Annotated in this window: 14 protein-coding genes and 2 pseudogenes; 14 read left to right on the forward strand and 2 right to left on the reverse strand. The window is 67.8% G+C overall.

Translation table 11 applies throughout. The annotated features are described in order from the left end of the window. Window positions 1–31: 31 nt before the first annotated feature. The 6 genes from ASG52_RS23275 to ASG52_RS23300 all read left to right on the forward strand — a co-directional run bounded on the left by ASG52_RS23275 (window position 32) and on the right by ASG52_RS23300 (window position 8,002). Window positions 32–898, forward strand: a complete 867-nt coding sequence (locus ASG52_RS23275; RefSeq protein WP_056248481.1) for an NADP-dependent methylenetetrahydromethanopterin/methylenetetrahydrofolate dehydrogenase — start codon at window positions 32–34, stop codon at window positions 896–898. Window positions 899–901: 3 nt separating this feature from the next. Continuing rightward, window positions 902–1,528 carry a methenyltetrahydrofolate cyclohydrolase gene (gene fchA, locus ASG52_RS23280; protein ID WP_056248483.1) on the forward strand — a complete coding sequence of 209 codons (627 nt, stop codon included), beginning with the start codon at window positions 902–904 and terminating at the stop codon, window positions 1,526–1,528. Between the two features lie 314 nt (window positions 1,529–1,842). After that, complete coding sequence (locus tag ASG52_RS23285) at window positions 1,843–3,015, forward strand: malate--CoA ligase subunit beta (RefSeq protein WP_056248486.1); 1,173 nt, start codon at window positions 1,843–1,845, stop codon at window positions 3,013–3,015. 20 nt (window positions 3,016–3,035) lie between these two features. Beyond that, the gene (gene sucD / locus ASG52_RS23290; protein ID WP_056248489.1) at window positions 3,036–3,926 is read left to right on the forward strand and encodes a succinate--CoA ligase subunit alpha; all 891 of its coding nucleotides are present in this window, start codon (window positions 3,036–3,038) and stop codon (window positions 3,924–3,926) included. Between the two features lie 205 nt (window positions 3,927–4,131). Then, complete coding sequence (locus tag ASG52_RS23295; protein WP_056248492.1) at window positions 4,132–6,903, forward strand: phosphoenolpyruvate carboxylase; 2,772 nt, start codon at window positions 4,132–4,134, stop codon at window positions 6,901–6,903. 127 nt (window positions 6,904–7,030) lie between these two features. Further along, window positions 7,031–8,002, forward strand: a complete 972-nt coding sequence (locus ASG52_RS23300) for an HpcH/HpaI aldolase/citrate lyase family protein (RefSeq protein ID WP_056248494.1) — start codon at window positions 7,031–7,033, stop codon at window positions 8,000–8,002. Window positions 8,003–8,082: 80 nt separating this feature from the next. On the opposite strand, the gene ASG52_RS23305 is transcribed toward ASG52_RS23300, so the two are convergent. Beyond that, window positions 8,083–9,081: an AraC family transcriptional regulator gene (locus ASG52_RS23305; protein WP_056248497.1), complete on the reverse strand. Its 999-nt coding sequence runs from the start codon at window positions 9,079–9,081 to the stop codon at window positions 8,083–8,085. Window positions 9,082–9,214: 133 nt separating this feature from the next. On the opposite strand from ASG52_RS23305, the gene ASG52_RS23310 reads away from it, so the two are divergent. Beyond that, window positions 9,215–9,658, forward strand: a complete 444-nt coding sequence (locus ASG52_RS23310) for a cupin domain-containing protein (RefSeq protein WP_056248500.1) — start codon at window positions 9,215–9,217, stop codon at window positions 9,656–9,658. Continuing rightward, window positions 9,658–10,212: a DUF2380 domain-containing protein gene (locus tag ASG52_RS23315; protein WP_082552706.1), complete on the forward strand. Its 555-nt coding sequence runs from the start codon at window positions 9,658–9,660 to the stop codon at window positions 10,210–10,212. The genes ASG52_RS23310 and ASG52_RS23315 overlap by 1 nt, the downstream gene beginning before the upstream one ends. Before the next feature lie 145 nt (window positions 10,213–10,357). Here ASG52_RS23315 and ASG52_RS23320 read toward each other — a convergent pair whose 3' ends face one another. Next, complete coding sequence (locus ASG52_RS23320; RefSeq protein ID WP_056248502.1) at window positions 10,358–10,735, reverse strand: 4a-hydroxytetrahydrobiopterin dehydratase; 378 nt, start codon at window positions 10,733–10,735, stop codon at window positions 10,358–10,360. A gap of 199 nt (window positions 10,736–10,934) precedes the next feature. Between ASG52_RS23320 and ASG52_RS23325 the strand changes: the two genes are divergently transcribed. The 6 genes and pseudogenes from ASG52_RS23325 to ASG52_RS28545 all read left to right on the forward strand — a co-directional run. After that, the gene (locus ASG52_RS23325) at window positions 10,935–11,927 is read left to right on the forward strand and encodes an ABC transporter substrate-binding protein (protein WP_056248876.1); all 993 of its coding nucleotides are present in this window, start codon (window positions 10,935–10,937) and stop codon (window positions 11,925–11,927) included. A 35-nt stretch (window positions 11,928–11,962) separates the two neighbouring features. Further along, window positions 11,963–12,697 carry an ABC transporter permease gene (locus ASG52_RS23330; RefSeq protein WP_056248505.1) on the forward strand — a complete coding sequence of 245 codons (735 nt, stop codon included), beginning with the start codon at window positions 11,963–11,965 and terminating at the stop codon, window positions 12,695–12,697. Continuing rightward, the gene (locus ASG52_RS23335) at window positions 12,678–13,424 is read left to right on the forward strand and encodes an ABC transporter ATP-binding protein (RefSeq protein WP_056248508.1); all 747 of its coding nucleotides are present in this window, start codon (window positions 12,678–12,680) and stop codon (window positions 13,422–13,424) included. The genes ASG52_RS23330 and ASG52_RS23335 overlap by 20 nt, the downstream gene beginning before the upstream one ends. Before the next feature lie 650 nt (window positions 13,425–14,074). Next, window positions 14,075–15,435, forward strand: a 1,361-nt coding sequence (gene xoxF1 / locus ASG52_RS23340) for a lanthanide-dependent methanol dehydrogenase XoxF1 (protein ID WP_286159150.1), incomplete at its 3' end; no start/stop codon positions are given. A 1-nt stretch (window position 15,436) separates the two neighbouring features. Further along, window positions 15,437–15,839 (forward strand): annotated as a pseudogene (locus tag ASG52_RS28540) (PQQ-dependent dehydrogenase, methanol/ethanol family); the annotation flags it as partial. A 1-nt stretch (window position 15,840) separates the two neighbouring features. Further along, a pseudogene (locus ASG52_RS28545) lies at window positions 15,841–16,080 on the forward strand (PQQ-dependent dehydrogenase, methanol/ethanol family); the annotation flags it as partial. Between the last annotated feature and the right edge of the window lie 186 nt (window positions 16,081–16,266).

Raw genomic sequence — 16,266 nt, forward strand, 5'->3', positions numbered from 1 at the left:
TCTCACGCGGACACCGACTCTCAGAGGAATCATGTCCAAGAAGCTGCTCTTCCAATTCGACACCGATGCCACGCCGAGCGTGTTCGATGTCGTCGTCGGCTACGACGGCGGGGCCGACCACATCACCGGCTACGGCAACGTCACCCCCGAGAACGTCGGCGCCTATGTCGATGGCACCATCTACACCCGCGGCGGCAAGGAGAAGCAGTCGACGGCGATCTTCGTCGGCGGCGGCGACATGGCGGCGGGCGAGCGGGTGTTCCAGGCTGTCAAGAAGCGCTTCTTCGGCCCGTTCCGCGTGTCCTGCATGCTGGATTCGAACGGCTCCAACACCACCGCCGCGGCGGGCGTGGCCCTCGTCGTCAAGGCGGCGGGCGGCTCGGTGACGGGCAAGAAGGCCGTGGTGCTCGCGGGCACCGGCCCGGTCGGCATGCGCTCCGCGGCCCTGCTCGCGGGCGAGGGCGCCGAGGTCGTGCTGTGCGGGCGCAAGCTCGACAAGGCGCAGGCCGCGGCCGATTCCGTGAACAAGCGCTTCAAGGTGAACGTCACCGCCGCCGAGACCGCGGACGACGCCTCGCGCGCCGAGGTGGTGAAGGGCGCGCATCTGGTTTTCGCCGCCGGCGCGATCGGCCTCGAACTGCTGCCGCAGGCGGCTTGGCAGAACGAGTCCTCGATCGAGATCGTGGCCGACTACAACGCCCAGCCGCCGCTCGGCATCGGCGGCATCGAGGCGACCGATAAGGGCAAGGAATACGCCGGCAAGCGCGCCTTCGGGGCGCTCGGCATCGGCGGCCTGAAGCTCAAGCTGCACCGCGCCTGCATCGCAAAACTGTTCGAGTCGAGCGAGGGCGTGTTCGACGCCGAGGAAATCTACAAGCTGGCGAAGGAGATGGCCTGAGCCATGGCTGCATCTGAGAGCATCGAAACGTTCCTCGACGGGCTGGCGAGTTCGGCCCCGACCCCCGGCGGCGGCGGGGCAGCCGCCATCTCCGGCGCCATGGGCGCGGCGCTCGTGTCGATGGTGTGCAACCTCACCATCGGCAAGAAGAAGTACGTCGAGGTCGAGGCCGACCTGAAGCAGGTTCTCGAAAAGTCCGAGGCCCTGCGGAAGACGCTCACCGGCATGATCGCCGACGACGTCGAGGCATTCGACGCCGTCATGGGGGCCTACGGCCTTCCCAAGGGCACCGACGAGGAGAAGGCCGCGCGGGCGCAAAAAATTCAGGAAGCGCTGAAGACCGCGACCGACGTGCCGCTCGCCTGCTGCCGGGCCTGCCGCGAGGTCATCGATCTCGCCGAGATCACCGCCGACAAGGGCAATCTCAACGTCATCTCGGATGCGGGCGTCGCGGTGCTCTCCGCCTTCGCCGGCCTGCGCTCGGCGGCGCTCAACGTCTACGTCAACGCCAAGGGCCTGGACGACCGCGCCTTCGCCGAGGAGCGGCTCAAGGAACTGGAAGGTATCCTCGGCGAGGCCGCCGCGCTCAACGAGCGGGTCTACGAGGTCGTCAAGGCCAAGGTGAACTGACGCAATTGTCCTCTCACCGGCGCATTTCGGGCTTGCCCGAGATGCGCACCTCGCTCGCCCGGATCGGGCAAGCCCGATCCGGGTGGGGAGGGGACGCGCGCGGCGATGCTGCACCGCAAGATGATGTCAGGCAACGAGCGGTCTCGCCATCCGCTGCTGCTGATTTTGTATTTTAGAAGCCCGCTAAATCACTGACGGGTAAGCAAACTGAACCACATCAGAAGAAAAAATTGAGAGCAGACCCGCTTCCCGAAAACTAATTTTTCCGCGAAGGTCGCTCCAACGAAACGCGAGGAAACGCGAAGGAGGTCTCGATGGACGTTCACGAGTACCAAGCAAAAGAGCTGCTCGCGAGCTTCGGGGTCGCCGTCCCGAAGGGCGCCGTCGCCTTCAGCCCTGATCAGGCGGTCTACGCCGCGACCGAACTCGGCGGCTCGTTCTGGGCGGTGAAGGCTCAGATCCACGCCGGAGCGCGGGGCAAGGCCGGCGGGATCAAGCTCTGCCGCACCTACAACGAAGTCCGCGATGCCGCCCGCGACCTGCTGGGCAAACGCCTCGTGACGCTCCAGACCGGCTCCGAGGGCAAGCCGGTGCAGCGCGTCTACGTCGAGACCGCCGATCCGTTCGAGCGCGAACTCTATCTCGGTTACGTGCTGGACCGGAAGGCCGAGCGCGTGCGCGTCATTGCCTCCCAGCGCGGCGGCATGGACATCGAGGAGATCGCCGCCAAGGAGCCCGAGGCCCTGATCCAGGTGGTGGTGGAGCCCGCCGTCGGCCTGCAGCAGTTCCAGGCCCGCGAGATCGCGTTCCAGCTCGGGCTGAACATCAAGCAGGTCTCGGCCGCGGTGAAGACCATCATGAACGCCTACCGGGCGTTCCGTGATTGCGACGGCACCATGCTGGAGATCAACCCGCTCGTCGTCACCAAGGACGACCGCGTGCTGGCGCTCGACGCCAAGATGTCGTTCGACGACAACGCCCTGTTCCGCCGCCGCAACATCGCGGACATGCACGACCCGTCCCAGGGCGATCCGCGCGAGGCCCAGGCCGCCGAGCACAACCTCAGCTATATCGGCCTCGACGGCGAGATCGGCTGCATCGTCAACGGCGCAGGTTTGGCCATGGCCACCATGGACATGATCAAGCACGCGGGCGGTGAGCCGGCAAACTTCCTCGATGTCGGCGGCGGCGCCAGCCCTGAGCGCGTCGCGACCGCCTTCCGGCTGGTCCTGTCGGACCGCAACGTCAAGGCGATCCTCGTCAACATCTTCGCCGGCATCAACCGCTGCGACTGGGTCGCGGAAGGCGTCGTCAAAGCGGCCAAGGAAGTGAAGATCGACGTGCCGCTGGTGGTGCGTCTGGCCGGCACCAACGTGGAGGCCGGCAAGAAGATCATCGCGGAGAGCGGGCTCGCCCTCATCACCGCCGACACCCTGACGGACGCCGCGAAGAAGGCCGTCGAGGCCTGCAACGGCGCCAAGCGCTAAGGAACGGGGAGGATCACGCCATGAGCATTCTCATCGACGAGAAGACCCCGATCATCGTCCAGGGCATCACGGGCGACAAGGGCACCTTCCACGCCAAGGAAATGATCGCCTACGGCTCGAACGTCGTCGGCGGCGTCACACCCGGCAAGGGCGGCAAGACCCATTGCGGCGTGCCGGTGTTCAACACCGTCAAGGACGCGGTGGAGGCGACCGGCGCCACCACCTCGATCACCTTCGTCGCCCCGCCGTTTGCCGCGGACGCGATCATGGAGGCGGCGGATGCCGGGCTGAAGCTCGTCTGCTCGATCACGGACGGCATCCCGGCCCAGGACATGATGCGGGTGAAGCGCTACCTGCGCCGCTACCCGCGCGACAAGCGCACCATGGTGGTGGGCCCGAACTGCGCCGGCATCATCTCGCCCGGCAAGTCGATGCTCGGCATCATGCCCGGCCACATCTACCTGCCGGGCAAGGTCGGCGTCATCTCGCGCTCCGGCACGCTCGGCTACGAGGCCGCCGCGCAGATGATGGAACTCGGCATCGGCATCTCGACCTCAGTCGGCATCGGCGGCGATCCGATCAACGGCTCGTCCTTCCTCGATCACCTCGCCCTGTTCGAGCAGGACCCGGAGACCGAGGCCGTGCTGATGATCGGCGAGATCGGCGGCCCGCAGGAAGCCGAGGCCTCGGCCTGGATCAAGGAGAATTTTTCCAAGCCCGTCATCGGGTTCGTCGCGGGCCTGACCGCCCCGAAGGGCCGCCGGATGGGCCATGCCGGCGCGATCATCTCGGCGACCGGCGACAGCGCCGCCGAGAAGGCCGAGATCATGCGCTCCTACGGCCTCACCGTGGCGCCCGATCCGGGCTCCTTCGGCCAGACCGTCGCCGACGTCCTCGCCCGCGCGGCCTGAGGCCGCCATTCCCCTCCCCCCTTGCGGGGAGGGGTAGGGGTGGGGGTGGTTCAGGGGGAACCTCAGCGCCTTATCCTGCCCGACCCCCACCTCCGGCTCTTCCCCGCAAGGGGGAGGAGAGGCGCCCCGTGAATGGAGGCGATCCATCGTTGTGCGGGCACGGCCCGCAAAGTCCCAAAAATGAACCTCGCCAGGGGGGATTCCCATGACCAAGACGCTGCACGCCCGGCCGTCAGCCGCGACCGACACGACCTTCGCGCCGCCGGTCATCACCGGCACGGCCACTGAGGACGCCCTCGAGATCCTGTTCCACGCCCTGCTCGACGTGGCACGCCGCCACGATCCCGAGCTGGAGGACGTGCTGCACGGGCGTGCCGACATCTCGTCCTACACGCCCGAGATGCTGGCCCGCGCGCTCCAGGTGCAGGGCATCTGGTTCCAGCTCGTCTCCATCGCCGAGCAGAACGCGGCCATGCGCCGTCGCCGCCACGTCGAGCGCGACCAGGGTCGCGAGGCGCTGAACGGCTCGTTCGCGCGTGTGCTGGCGGAGGCCTCCGCCAAGGGCATCGACGCGCCGCAGATCCACGCGCTGCTGAAGAACCTGCGCATCCGCCCGACCATCACGGCGCACCCCACCGAGGGCAAGCGCGTCACCGTGCTGGAGAAGCTGCGCCGCATCTACCTCGTGCTGCGCGAGCTGGAACTGCCGCGCTGGACCGAGCGCGAGCGCAACGGCCTGATGAACGAGTTGCGCGACCAGATCGAGCTGATCTGGATGACGGGCGAGCTGCATCTGGAGAAGGCCACCGTCGAGCGCGAGGTCGCCTGGGGCCTGCACTTCTTCGACGAGTCGCTGTTCGAGATGCTGCCCGAGATGCTGCTCTCCTTGGAGGAGAGCCTCGCGCAGTATTATCCGGACGAGACCTTCGAGGTGCCGCCGTTCTTCCAGTTCGGAAGCTGGATCGGTGGTGACCGCGACGGCAACCCCTACGTCACCGCGAGCGTGACCCGCGAGACGCTGCAGCGCAACGCGCTGGCGAGCCTGCGGCGCTACCGCGACCGCATCACCCATCTCGGCCGCGTGCTCTCGATCACCGAGCGTTCGCTGCCGGTGCCGGAAACGTTCCGCACCGAACTCGCGAGCCTGCTCGCCGAATCGGGTGACGCCCGCGCCATCGCCAACCGCAATCCCGGCGAAGCCTACCGCCAGTTCCTGTCCTGCGTGCTGCGCAAGCTCGAAGCGACCATCGCCCGCAACAAGGGCGTCCGCTCGGTCGGGCCCGATTATCCGAGCGCGGACGGGCTGATCAACGATCTGCGCACCCTGGAGAAGGGGCTCGCCGACGCCAAATGCGGCTCGCTCGCCACCGACATCGTGCGCCCCGTGCGCCGCATGGTCGAGATTTTTCGGTTTTCGACCGTCCGCCTCGATCTGCGCGAGAATTCCACGCGCACCACCAAGACGCTCCACGCCCTGTGGAAGCTGCGCAACGGCGACCGCGAGCCGCCGGCCCTCGATTCGCAGGCGTGGAAGGAGTGGCTGCTCACTGAGCTCGCCCGGCCGCGCACCCCGGAGACCTCGTTCGAGGACTACGCCGACCGGCTGCCCGACGACGCCCGCGAGACGCTGGCGACCTTCGCGCTGGTGGGCGAGATGCGCGAGCAGCTCGACCGCGAGGCCTTCGGCGCCTTCATCCTGTCGATGACGCGCTCCACCGTGGACGTGCTCGGCGCCTACCTTCTGGCCAAGGAGGCCGGCCTCTTCCTCGACGCCGCCGGCACCGAGATCTGCCCGTTGCCGGTCGTGCCGCTGTTCGAGACCATCGACGACCTGCGCGCCGCGCCCGCCATCATGAAGGAGCTGCTCGGCATCCCCGTGGTGCGCCGCGCGACCCGCTGGCAGGGCGGGGTGCAGGAGGTGATGATCGGCTACTCGGATTCGAACAAGGACGGCGGCTTCGTCGCCTCGAACTGGGAGCTGTACAAGGCGCAGACCAAGCTGACCGATCTCGGCAAGCAGGCCGGCGTGCCGATTGCCTTCTTCCACGGTCGCGGCGGCTCGGTCAGCCGCGGCGGCGTGCCGACCCATCGCGGCATCGCGGCCCAGCCGCCGGGCTCGATCAACGGGCGCTTCCGCATCACCGAGCAGGGCGAGGTCGTTTCGTTCAAGTACGCCAACCGCGGCACCGCCGCCTACCAGATGGAGCTGCTGGCGGCCTCCGTGTTCGAGCACGCGCTGCATTCGGAAAAGAACGGCCTCAACGGCTCGCGCTCCGAGTCCGACGACGCGCTGGAGGCGCTCTCGGGCGCTTCGCGGGCGGCCTACGTCAACTTCATCCAGGCCGAGGGGCTGGTCGATTACTTCCAGGCAGCGAGCCCGCTCGACGAGATTTCGCTGCTCAACATCGGCTCGCGGCCGGCGCGCCGGTTCGGCGCCAAGTCGCTGTCGGATCTCCGCGCGATCCCGTGGGTGTTCGCGTGGTCGCAGAACCGCCACGTCATCACCGGCTGGTACGGCGTCGGCTCGGGGCTGAAGAGCTTCATCGACGTGCGCGGGGAGCAAGGCGAAGCTTTGTTGCGGCGCCTGTTCGAAAACTCGCGTCCCTTCCGTCTCGTCCTCGACGAGGTCGAGAAGACGCTGCTGATGGTCGATCTGGAGATCGCCCGCGACTATGCCGGCCTCGTCGAGGACGCGGGCGTGCGGGGGCGCATCTTCGGTATGATCGAGCGCGAATACGCGCTGACGCGGGAGATGGTGCTGCGCATCAGCGGCGACCGCGAACTTGCCCAGCGCTTCCCGCAGTTCCGCGAGCGCCTGCACGGGCGCCTGCCGACCATCAATCAGGTCAGCCGCGAGCAGGTCGAGCTGCTGCGCCGCTACCGCAGCGAGACCGACGAGGACAAGCGCGAGGCGGTGAAGTCTGCGCTGCTCCTGTCGATCAACTGCATCGCCGTCGGCTTCGGCGCGACCGGTTAAGGCGAACGATCAGGTTCACGTGTCGCTGGGCTCGGCTGGACGGCCGGGCTCCGCGCGCGAGATAGACGGCGCGACGCGCGAGAACGCGGGTGCCGAGGCAAACGGTCTCAGAAACGGAGGAATCACGATGAGCTTCACCCTGATCCAGCAGGCGACCCCCCGCCTGCACCGCTCGGAACTCGCGGTTCCCGGCTCCAACCCGACCTTCATGGAGAAGTCGGCCACGTCGGCCGCCGACGTGATCTTCCTCGACCTCGAGGACGCGGTCGCTCCCGACGACAAGGAGCAGGCCCGCAAGAACATCATCCAGGCCCTGAACGACATCGATTGGGGCAACAAGACCATGATGATCCGCATCAACGGTCTCGACACCCACTACATGTACCGCGACGTGGTCGATATCGTCGAGGCCTGCCCGCGCCTCGACATGATCCTGATCCCCAAGGTCGGCGTGCCGCAGGACGTCTACGCCATCGACGTGCTGACGACCCAGATCGAGCAGGCCAAGAAGCGCGAGAAGAAGATCGGCTTCGAGGTGCTGATCGAGACCGCGCTGGGCATGGCCAACGTCGAGGCGATCGCCCAGTCCTCCAAGCGTCTCGAGGCGATGTCCTTCGGTGTGGCCGACTACGCCGCCTCCTGCCGCACCCGCTCCACCGTGATCGGCGGCGTCAACGAGGACTACTCGGTCCTCACCGACAAGGACGAGGCCGGCAACCGCCAGACGCATTGGCAGGACCCGTGGCTGTTCGCCCAGCAGCGCATGCTGGTGGCCTGCCGCGCCTACGGCCTGCGCCCGGTCGACGGCCCGTTCGGCGACTTCTCGGACAAGGACGGCTACCTCTCCGCCGCCCGCCGCTGCGCCGCCGCCGGCTACGAGGGCAAGTGGGCGATCCACCCCTCGCAGATCGAACTCGCCAACGAGGTGTTCACGCCCTCCGAGAAGGAGGTCGACAAGGCCCGCCGCATCCTCGTGGCCATGGAAGAGGCCGCCAAGGCCGGCCGCGGCGCCGTGGCCCTCGACGGCCGCCTGATCGACATCGCCTCGATCCGCATGGCCGAGGCGCTGATCCAGAAGGCCGACGCGATGAAGAAGTAATTTTTGCGACCGTCTCGCCCCGCGGGGGCGATGCCGGATCGGTGACGGAGAAGGCCGGGTTCGCCCGGCCTTTTTCGTTATCAGGCCGGCGGCCCGTTCCGCAGGCTGCTGCGCCACTGGCGCGGCGTCAGGCCTGTCCATTCGAGGAAGGCACGGCTGAAATGAGCCGCGTCCGCATAGCCGAGTTCGAGTCCGATGCGGCCGATGGGCAGGCGGTCGACTGCGAGCAGAGCCCTGGCACGGCGGATCAGCACGCGGCGCTGTATCTCCGCGTAGCCGGTTCCCTCGGCTTCCAGCCGCCGCTGGAGGGTGCGCCGCGACAGCCCGAGGCGACCGGCGATCCCATCGATGGACGGGCGCGCCTCGTCGAGACCGAGTTCGATCAGGTGCGCGACGCACGTCCCGAAATCGCTGCCGATCGGCGTGTCGTCGGCGGCCTCTGATGCATCGAGGCGGTTCGGATTCGGGGCTTCGAGGTGGTGTATCGGAAAGACGAGGCCCGCCCGTGGTCCGAGCGCGATCTCGCAACCGAACGCATCCTCGATCTCCCTGCGCGCGGCGAGATGCGCGCCCGTCACCACGGCCCGCTCCGGCCGCCACGCGGCGCCGAGGAAGTGGCGGACCGTGCCGAGGAGATAGCCGAGCGCCAGCACCTCGTTGGCCTGCCGCCCCGCCTCGATCCGCTCCGTGACTGCGTAGCCGTAGAAGGCGTCCGCCCTGCGCCGATGCAGGCCGGTCCAGGTTGCCGTCTGGAGAAGCAGGGGCGTGACGACCTCCACCCGCTGCACAGCCGCACCGAGCGTCGCCGAGAGGCGGACCTGCACACCGATGGGCCCAAGGCCGGCGATGCCGGTGGCCGTCGAGAGCCGGGCCGGCAGGGACGGATCGCCGATCTCGCGGATCGCAGCCTCGACCAGCGTGAGCTGGTCACGTAGCAGGATCAGCCGGTCGGGCGTATCGAGCAGGGTCAGCGGCATCCCGGCCCGGCCGAACACCCGCGCGAGCGATCCGCCCGCCGTCCGGATCGCCTCGGCGATCGGCCCCATCGTCCGTGCCCGGGTCAGACCGTGATCCGACATGCGCGCCTCCCGTCCTCACGGTCGGTGGGCTGGCACCGAATGGCAAGAGCGGAACGCGGAACCGGTCTCCAATCCGGATCGGCCGAGGGAGCGCGGGCACCCCGCCTGCGCACGGCCGCATCCGGAGGACGCCATGCCGACGCTCCCCTTCGACGACCGCGCCATCGCGTGGCAGACCATCAAGGGCTTCGACCACGCCGCCTACCACATCCTCAGCGTTGATGAAGACGCGCGGATCGTCGATCTGCTCTTCAAGTTCGCGGCCAACGAGCGGATCGCCCTGCATCGGCACGGGGCCGATTACCGGACGCTCGTCCTGCAGGGCGAATTGCGGATCTACCGGCCGGACGGTAGCCTGAAGGAGGTCCGGCCCGTCGGCAGCTACGTCGCCGGCCGGGCCGGCGGCGAGCCGCACACGGAGGGCGGCGGCGATCAGGACGTGATCGTCTACTTCACGAACCGCTTCATCGACGGCCCGGTCTACGAAATCCTCGACGAGAGCCACGCCGTCGTCGCGACCTTCGGCATCCCGGAGTTCAAGGCGCTTCACGCGGCGCAGGCCGTGAGGTCGGCTTGATGTCCGCCGCTTCCTTGGCCGCTTCCTTGGCCGGCGCCATTCCGGCGAACGGTCGGCGGGTCCGAGCCGTCGCGCTCGTGTTGGCCGCGCTCGCCGCCGCCCCCGCCGGAGCCGAGGGGACTCGCCCGCCCGCGCTCGCGGTGCTGCCGATCAAGCTCCTCGACACGTCCGGCGAGCCGACCGATCAGGCCGCGCAGCATGCCGAGCGGCTGGCGCGGCTCGGCGAGAGTCTGGCCGCCGACCTGACCCGTCTCGGGCTCGCCCGCGCGACGCTCCTTCCGGCCGACGGCCCGTTGGGGGCCTGCCCTCCCAGTGATGCCGCCTGCGTTCTGCGTGTTGCCCAGGAGGAGGGTGCCGCGTGGGTCTTCGTCGGCGTGGTTCACAAGAGCAGCACGCTGATCCTGCAGCACTGGGCGCGGCTGGTGGATGCACGCACCGGCCGGGATATCCTGTCCCGCGACCTCAACTTTCGCGGCGATACCGACGAGGCATGGCAGCGTGCCGAACGCTTCCTCGTCGAGCAGGTCCGAGACGGGCTCAAAGGCAGCCGCTGACCTGGAGACGCCGACCTGATTGCATCAGGTCGGCGTCTCCGAATTGTTGTTGTACCGCGCATTCTTGCGACGAACCGGTGTCCACTTCGTCGGAATGCGCTTGGGCGCGATCCGCATCTCGATCCGCGCCGAGGCGGACCCGGCCCTACTTCTCGTACTTGATGTAGGCGAACCGCGGGTCCGTCGGCGTGCCTTCCAAGCCGCCGCCCTCGGTGCCGGGCTGCCAGCCCACCACCTCCTCGATCTTCTTGGCCAGCGAAAAATCCTTCTCGGTGATGCCCTTGGCGGCGTGATTCATCAGCCGCACTTCGACCCAGGCATAGGAGGCCGTGAGGTCGGGATGGTGCCACGCCGCCTCCGCCAGATGGCCCACCGTGTTGATCACCATCAGCGTGCTCTTCCACGAGGCGGTCTTGTAGGTGCGGCGGATCCAGCCGTCCTCCAGCCGCCATGCCGGCAACTCTTCCTTCAGCCGCTGCTCGATCGTCGCCTCGTCGAACACCGCTTCACGCGTCTGCGTCATCGTTCGCCCTCCCGCTGTCCTCGGCCGGAAAGTGCTCCGGGCGGAGTGGCCGCGCAAGCGTAAGAGAGCCGGATCACGCCTGCGTGTCGCACGGGAAAGGCCGGGCTCGGCTGTGGACGCCGCAGGGGCCAGCCCTTATGAGATTCTTCAACAGAATGGCGGCCGCTCGCGGTCGTCGGAACAGCGGGAGGTGACGCCGATGCTGTCACGGCGCGGAATGCTCGCGGCCGGAGCGGCGGCGCTGGCCGGGTTCGGCCAGTCGTTGGGGTCGGCGCGCGCGGCGGCGGAAACGTTCCGGCTCGGCGTGCTGCCCTTCGGCACCGCCTCCTGGGAAGCTGCCGTGATCAAGGAGCGGCGCCTCGACGAGGCCAACGGCTTCACCCTCGAGACCGTCAAGCTCGCCGGCAACGATGCCGCCCGCATCGCCTTCCTGGGTGATCAAGTCGATGCCATCGTCGGCGACCTGATCTGGGCGGCCCGCCTCGGCAACGAGGGCAGGGGCGTGCGCTTCACCCCCTATTCCACCACCGAGGGCGCCCTGATGGTGCCCGCGAACAGCCCGATCACCGATCTCAAGAGCCTCGCGGGCAAGCGCCTCGGCGTCGCGGGCGGTGCCCTCGACAAGAACTGGATTCTTTTGAAAGCGCAGGCGCGCGAGGCGGCCGGGCTCGATCTCGACTCCGCCGCGCAACTCGCCTACGGCGCGCCGCCGCTGCTGGCGCAGAAGCTGGAGAGCGGCGAGCTCGATGCGGCGCTCCTCTACTGGCAATACTGCGCCCGGCTCCAGGCCAAGGGCTTCAAGCGGCTGATCTCCGCCGACGACGTGATGCGGGCGTTCGGGGCGCAGGGACCGGTGGCGCTGATCGGCTACCTGTTCGAGGGCCGCACTGTCACGGAGCGCCCCGAGATCGTGAAGGGTTTCGCCCGCGCCTCGACCGCGGCCAAGGAAGCGCTCGCCACCGATGCCGGCCTGTGGGCCACCGTGCGCCCGCTGATGGCGGCGGACGACGACGCCACCTTCGAGGCGTTGAAGCGCGAGTTCCTCTCGGGCATCCCGCGCCGCACGGTCGGGGCGGAGCGGGCGGACGGCGAGCGCATCTACGCGACGCTCGCCCGGCTCGCGGGCACGCAGCTCCTTGGCTCCGGCAAGACGCTGCCGCCGGACCTCTACCTCGACGCGTCCAAAGCGTGAGGCCGATGCCCGCTTCGGCCGCCTGATCCGACCGCATGGCCCTGATCGCGCGCCTCGTCTCGCTCGCCGTTCTGCTCGCCCTGTGGCAGGGCGTCTCCGTCTATGCCGACGTGCGGACCCTGCCGGCGCCGAGCGCGGTCCTCGCCTTCATCATCCGCGAGGCCGAGAGCGGCGACCTGCTGTTCAACGTCGGGGTCACGCTCGCCCGCGTCGGCATCTCCTTCGTCATCGCCATGAGCCTCGGCGTCCTGCTCGGCATCGCGCTGGGGCGTTCCAGGCTCGCCGACCGGCTGCTCGACACGCCGCTCCTCATGGTGCTGAACACGCCGGCCCTCGTCATCACGGTATTGGCTTATGTCTGGCTGGGGCTCACCGAGACCGCGGCGATCGTCGCGGTCGCCATCAACAAGCTGCCCAACGTCGCCGTCATCATGCGCGAGGGCGCGCGCGGGCTCGATCCGGGCCTGGAGGAGATGGCCCGGACCTACCGGCTCGACCGCCGCACCTGGATCGCCCACGTTCTGCTGCCGCAACTCCAGCCGTTCATGGTGGCGGCGGCCCGCTCCGGCATCTCGCTCGCCTGGAAGATCGTGCTCGTGGTCGAGCTGCTCGGGCGCCCGAACGGGGTGGGCTTCGCCATCAACTACTACTTCACCCTCTTCGACGTGACCGCCGTGATCGGCTACAGCGTCGTCTTCATGAGCGTGATGCTCGCCATCGACGCCCTGATCCTCCAGCCCCTCGACGCCCATGTCCGCCGCTGGCGCTGAGTCGACGCTGCTCACGGTCCGGGTCGACCGCAAGGTCTATCGCCGCGCCCGCACCGAGCCGGTCGAGGCGGTGCGCGGCCTCGCCTTCTCGCTGAGCGCGGCCGAGATTACCTGCCTGATCGGCCCCTCGGGCGCGGGCAAGACCACCACCTTGCGCATCCTGCTCGGCCTGGACCACGACTTCGAGGGCGCGGTGACGCCGGACCCGAACGCGGTCGGCATCGCCATGGTGTTCCAGGACCCGCGCCTGCTGCCGTGGCGGACCATCGAGCAGAACGTCCGCCTCGGCCTGCCGCGGGACCGGCGCGGGCGCGACCTCGACGGGCTGTTCGAATCCCTCGGGCTTGCGCCCTGGCGCGAGCGCTTCCCTGGAGCGCTGTCGCTCGGCATGCAGCGGCGGGTGGCGCTCGCCCGCGCGCTCGCGCTGGAGCCGCGCATCCTCGTCCTCGACGAGCCGTTCGTTTCCCTCGACGACACCGCCGCCGCGGGCTTACGTGGACTCGTGGTCGAGACCGTCGCCGGGAGGGGCACCAGCATCCTGATGGTCACCCACAACGTGGCCGAGGCGCTGGAGATCGCCGACCGGCTGCTGCTGGTCTCGGCCCGGCCCGCGAGCCTGCTCGCGACCGTGCCTCTCGACCGGCCGCGGGGCCAGCGCGACCGGGCATTCCTGGAGGCGACCCGCGCCGACCTCGCCGCACGCTTCCCCGGCGTGATCGCCCAGTAGTTTTCGACAGGCCGATTCGCGGTGCGCGCGTCCCCGTTGCTGCTTGCGATCGGGAGGATGCGGCAAGGCAACGCACGGGATCGGACCTATCCACCGTCCCGCCGCTCATCATCCGGCCTAAGCCCGATCAGCGAATGATCCGAAGCGCTTGCGCTTGGCCGAAGGGCGTCCCTGCGGCGCCGTGATCGAAGTGGCCGGGCGCGCTGCAACCCGCGCATGCCACGGTTCGAATTGCCGGATTTGCCCGCCGCCACATTCCGGAAGCGCATGGTGAATGCTGCGCCGCGACGATTCTTTGCAAGTTGAGCCGAGGACTTTTGCGCCGCGTACAATTTGTTGCAGCGCAAAATCCAGGTGGGTCCAAACAAATTTCTTCGAATGTGCCTGTCCACATGCGACATTCCACCGGAGAAAGCGTGTTGACGCCGCCCGAAATTTTCTTAGAGTTCGTTCAAGCTTCGGACTTGGGGAGCCGCCAGGGATGCGGTTCCGGCCGGTTAAGCCGTTGATGGGTCGGGATAATCCTGCGCCGTCTGCGCCTTTTCGCGAGTTGCCGAGGCTCAATTGATCCCTGTCGCAAACAGCAGGCCAGTCTTCAGCGGCAATACTTCGTGTTGCCGGCTGCGGATCAAGGTCTGTCGGAGGAATCCATGAGAGCGGTACACCTTCTCGCACTCGGTGCCGGCATCGCCGCCGCCACCCCGGCGCTGGCCAACGAAAGCGTCCTGAAGTCCATCGCCAACCCGGCGGAGCAGGCGCTTCAGACGGTCGATTACGCCAACACCCGTTATTCCAAGCTCGACCAGATCAACGCCGGCAACGTCAAGAACCTCCAGGTCGCCTGGACCTTCTCGACCGGCGTGCTGCGCGGCCACGAGGGCTCCCCGCTCGTCGTCGGCAACATGATGTACGTCCACACCCCCTTCCCGAACATCGTCTACGCCCTCGACCTCGACCAGGGCGCCAAGATCGTGTGGAAGTACGAGCCGAAGCAGGATCCGTCGGTCATCCCGGTGATGTGCTGCGACACCGTCAACCGCGGTCTGGCCTATGCCGACGGCACCATCCTGCTGCATCAGGCCGACACCACCCTCGTCTCGCTCGACGCCAAGTCCGGCAAGGTGAACTGGTCGGTCAAGAACGGCGACCCGTCGAAGGGCGAGACCAACACCGCCACTGTTCTCCCGGTGAAGGACAAGGTCATCGTCGGCATCTCCGGCGGCGAGTTCGGCGTGAACTGCCACGTGACCGCCTACAACCTCAAGGACGGCAAGAAGGTGTGGCGCGGCCATTCGCAGGGCCCCGACGCCGACATGATCATGGACCCCGAGAAGACCACCCATCTCGGCAAGCCGGTCGGCAAGGACTCCTCACTGAAGACCTGGGAAGGCGATCAGTGGAAGACCGGCGGCGGCTGCACCTGGGGCTGGTTCTCCTACGATCCCAAGCTCGACCTCTTCTACTACGGCTCGGGCAACCCCTCGACCTGGAACCCGAAGCAGCGTCCGGGCGACAACAAGTGGTCGATGACGGTGTGGGCGCGTAACCCCGACACCGGCGCCGCCAAGTGGGTCTACCAGATGACCCCCCACGACGAGTGGGATTACGACGGCATCAACGAGATGATCCTCACCGACCAGAAGGTCGACGGCAAGGATCGCCCGCTGCTCACGCACTTCGACCGTAACGGCTTCGGCTACACCCTCGACCGCGCGACCGGCGAACTCCTCGTCGCCGAGAAGTACGATCCGGTGGTGAACTGGGCCACCAAGGTCGACATGGACAAGGGCTCCAAGACCTACGGCCGCCCGCTGGTCGTGTCGAAGTACTCGACCGAGCAGAACGGTGAGGACGTGAACTCCAAGGGCATCTGCCCGGCGGCTCTCGGCTCCAAGGACCAGCAGCCGGCGGCGTTCTCGCCCAAGACCAACCTGTTCTACGTGCCGACCAACCACGTCTGCATGGACTACGAGCCCTTCAAGGTGACCTACACCCCGGGCCAGCCCTATGTNGTTCTCGCCCAAGACCAACCTGTTCTACGTGCCGACCAACCACGTCTGCATGGACTACGAGCCCTTCAAGGTGACCTACACCCCGGGCCAGCCCTATGTTGGCGCGACCCTGTCGATGTACCCCGCCCCCGGCTCGCACGGCGGCATGGGTAACTTCATCGCCTGGGACGGCGTGGCCGGTAAGATCAAGTGGTCGAACCCCGAGCAGTTCTCGGCTTGGGGCGGCGCGCTCGCCACGGCCGGCGACGTGGTGTTCTACGGCACCCTCGAAGGCTACCTGAAGGCCGTCGACTCAAAGACGGGTAAGGAACTCTACAAGTTCAAGACCCCGTCGGGCATCATCGGCAACGTGATGACCTACGAGCACAAGGGCAAGCAGTACGTGGGCGTCCTGTCGGGCGTCNAAGGAACTCTACAAGTTCAAGACCCCGTCGGGCATCATCGGCAACGTGATGACCTACGAGCACAAGGGCAAGCAGTACGTGGGCGTCCTGTCGGGCGTCGGCGGCTGGGCCGGCATCGGCCTTGCGGCCGGTCTGACCGACCCGAACGCCGGCCTCGGCGCGGTGGGTGGCTACGCCGCCCTGTCGAGCTACACCAACCTCGGCGGCCAGCTCACCGTCTTCGCTCTGCCGAACAACTAAGTCTCGGACAGCTCCCGCCGACCGTGAGGCCGGCGGGAGGGCTTCCGATCAAACGGAAGTCCCCGCGAGAGACGCTCGGTCGCATGGCCCAGCCATGCAAAGAGATGCCGGTGCGGTTTCCGCGCCGGCATCTTTATGTTTTTATAATGAGCATGTAAGAAGCCGGCGTAACCGCACGTTTATGTT

Source organism: Methylobacterium sp. Leaf456 (genome assembly GCF_001425465.1).
Lineage (GTDB): Bacteria > Pseudomonadota > Alphaproteobacteria > Rhizobiales > Beijerinckiaceae > Methylobacterium.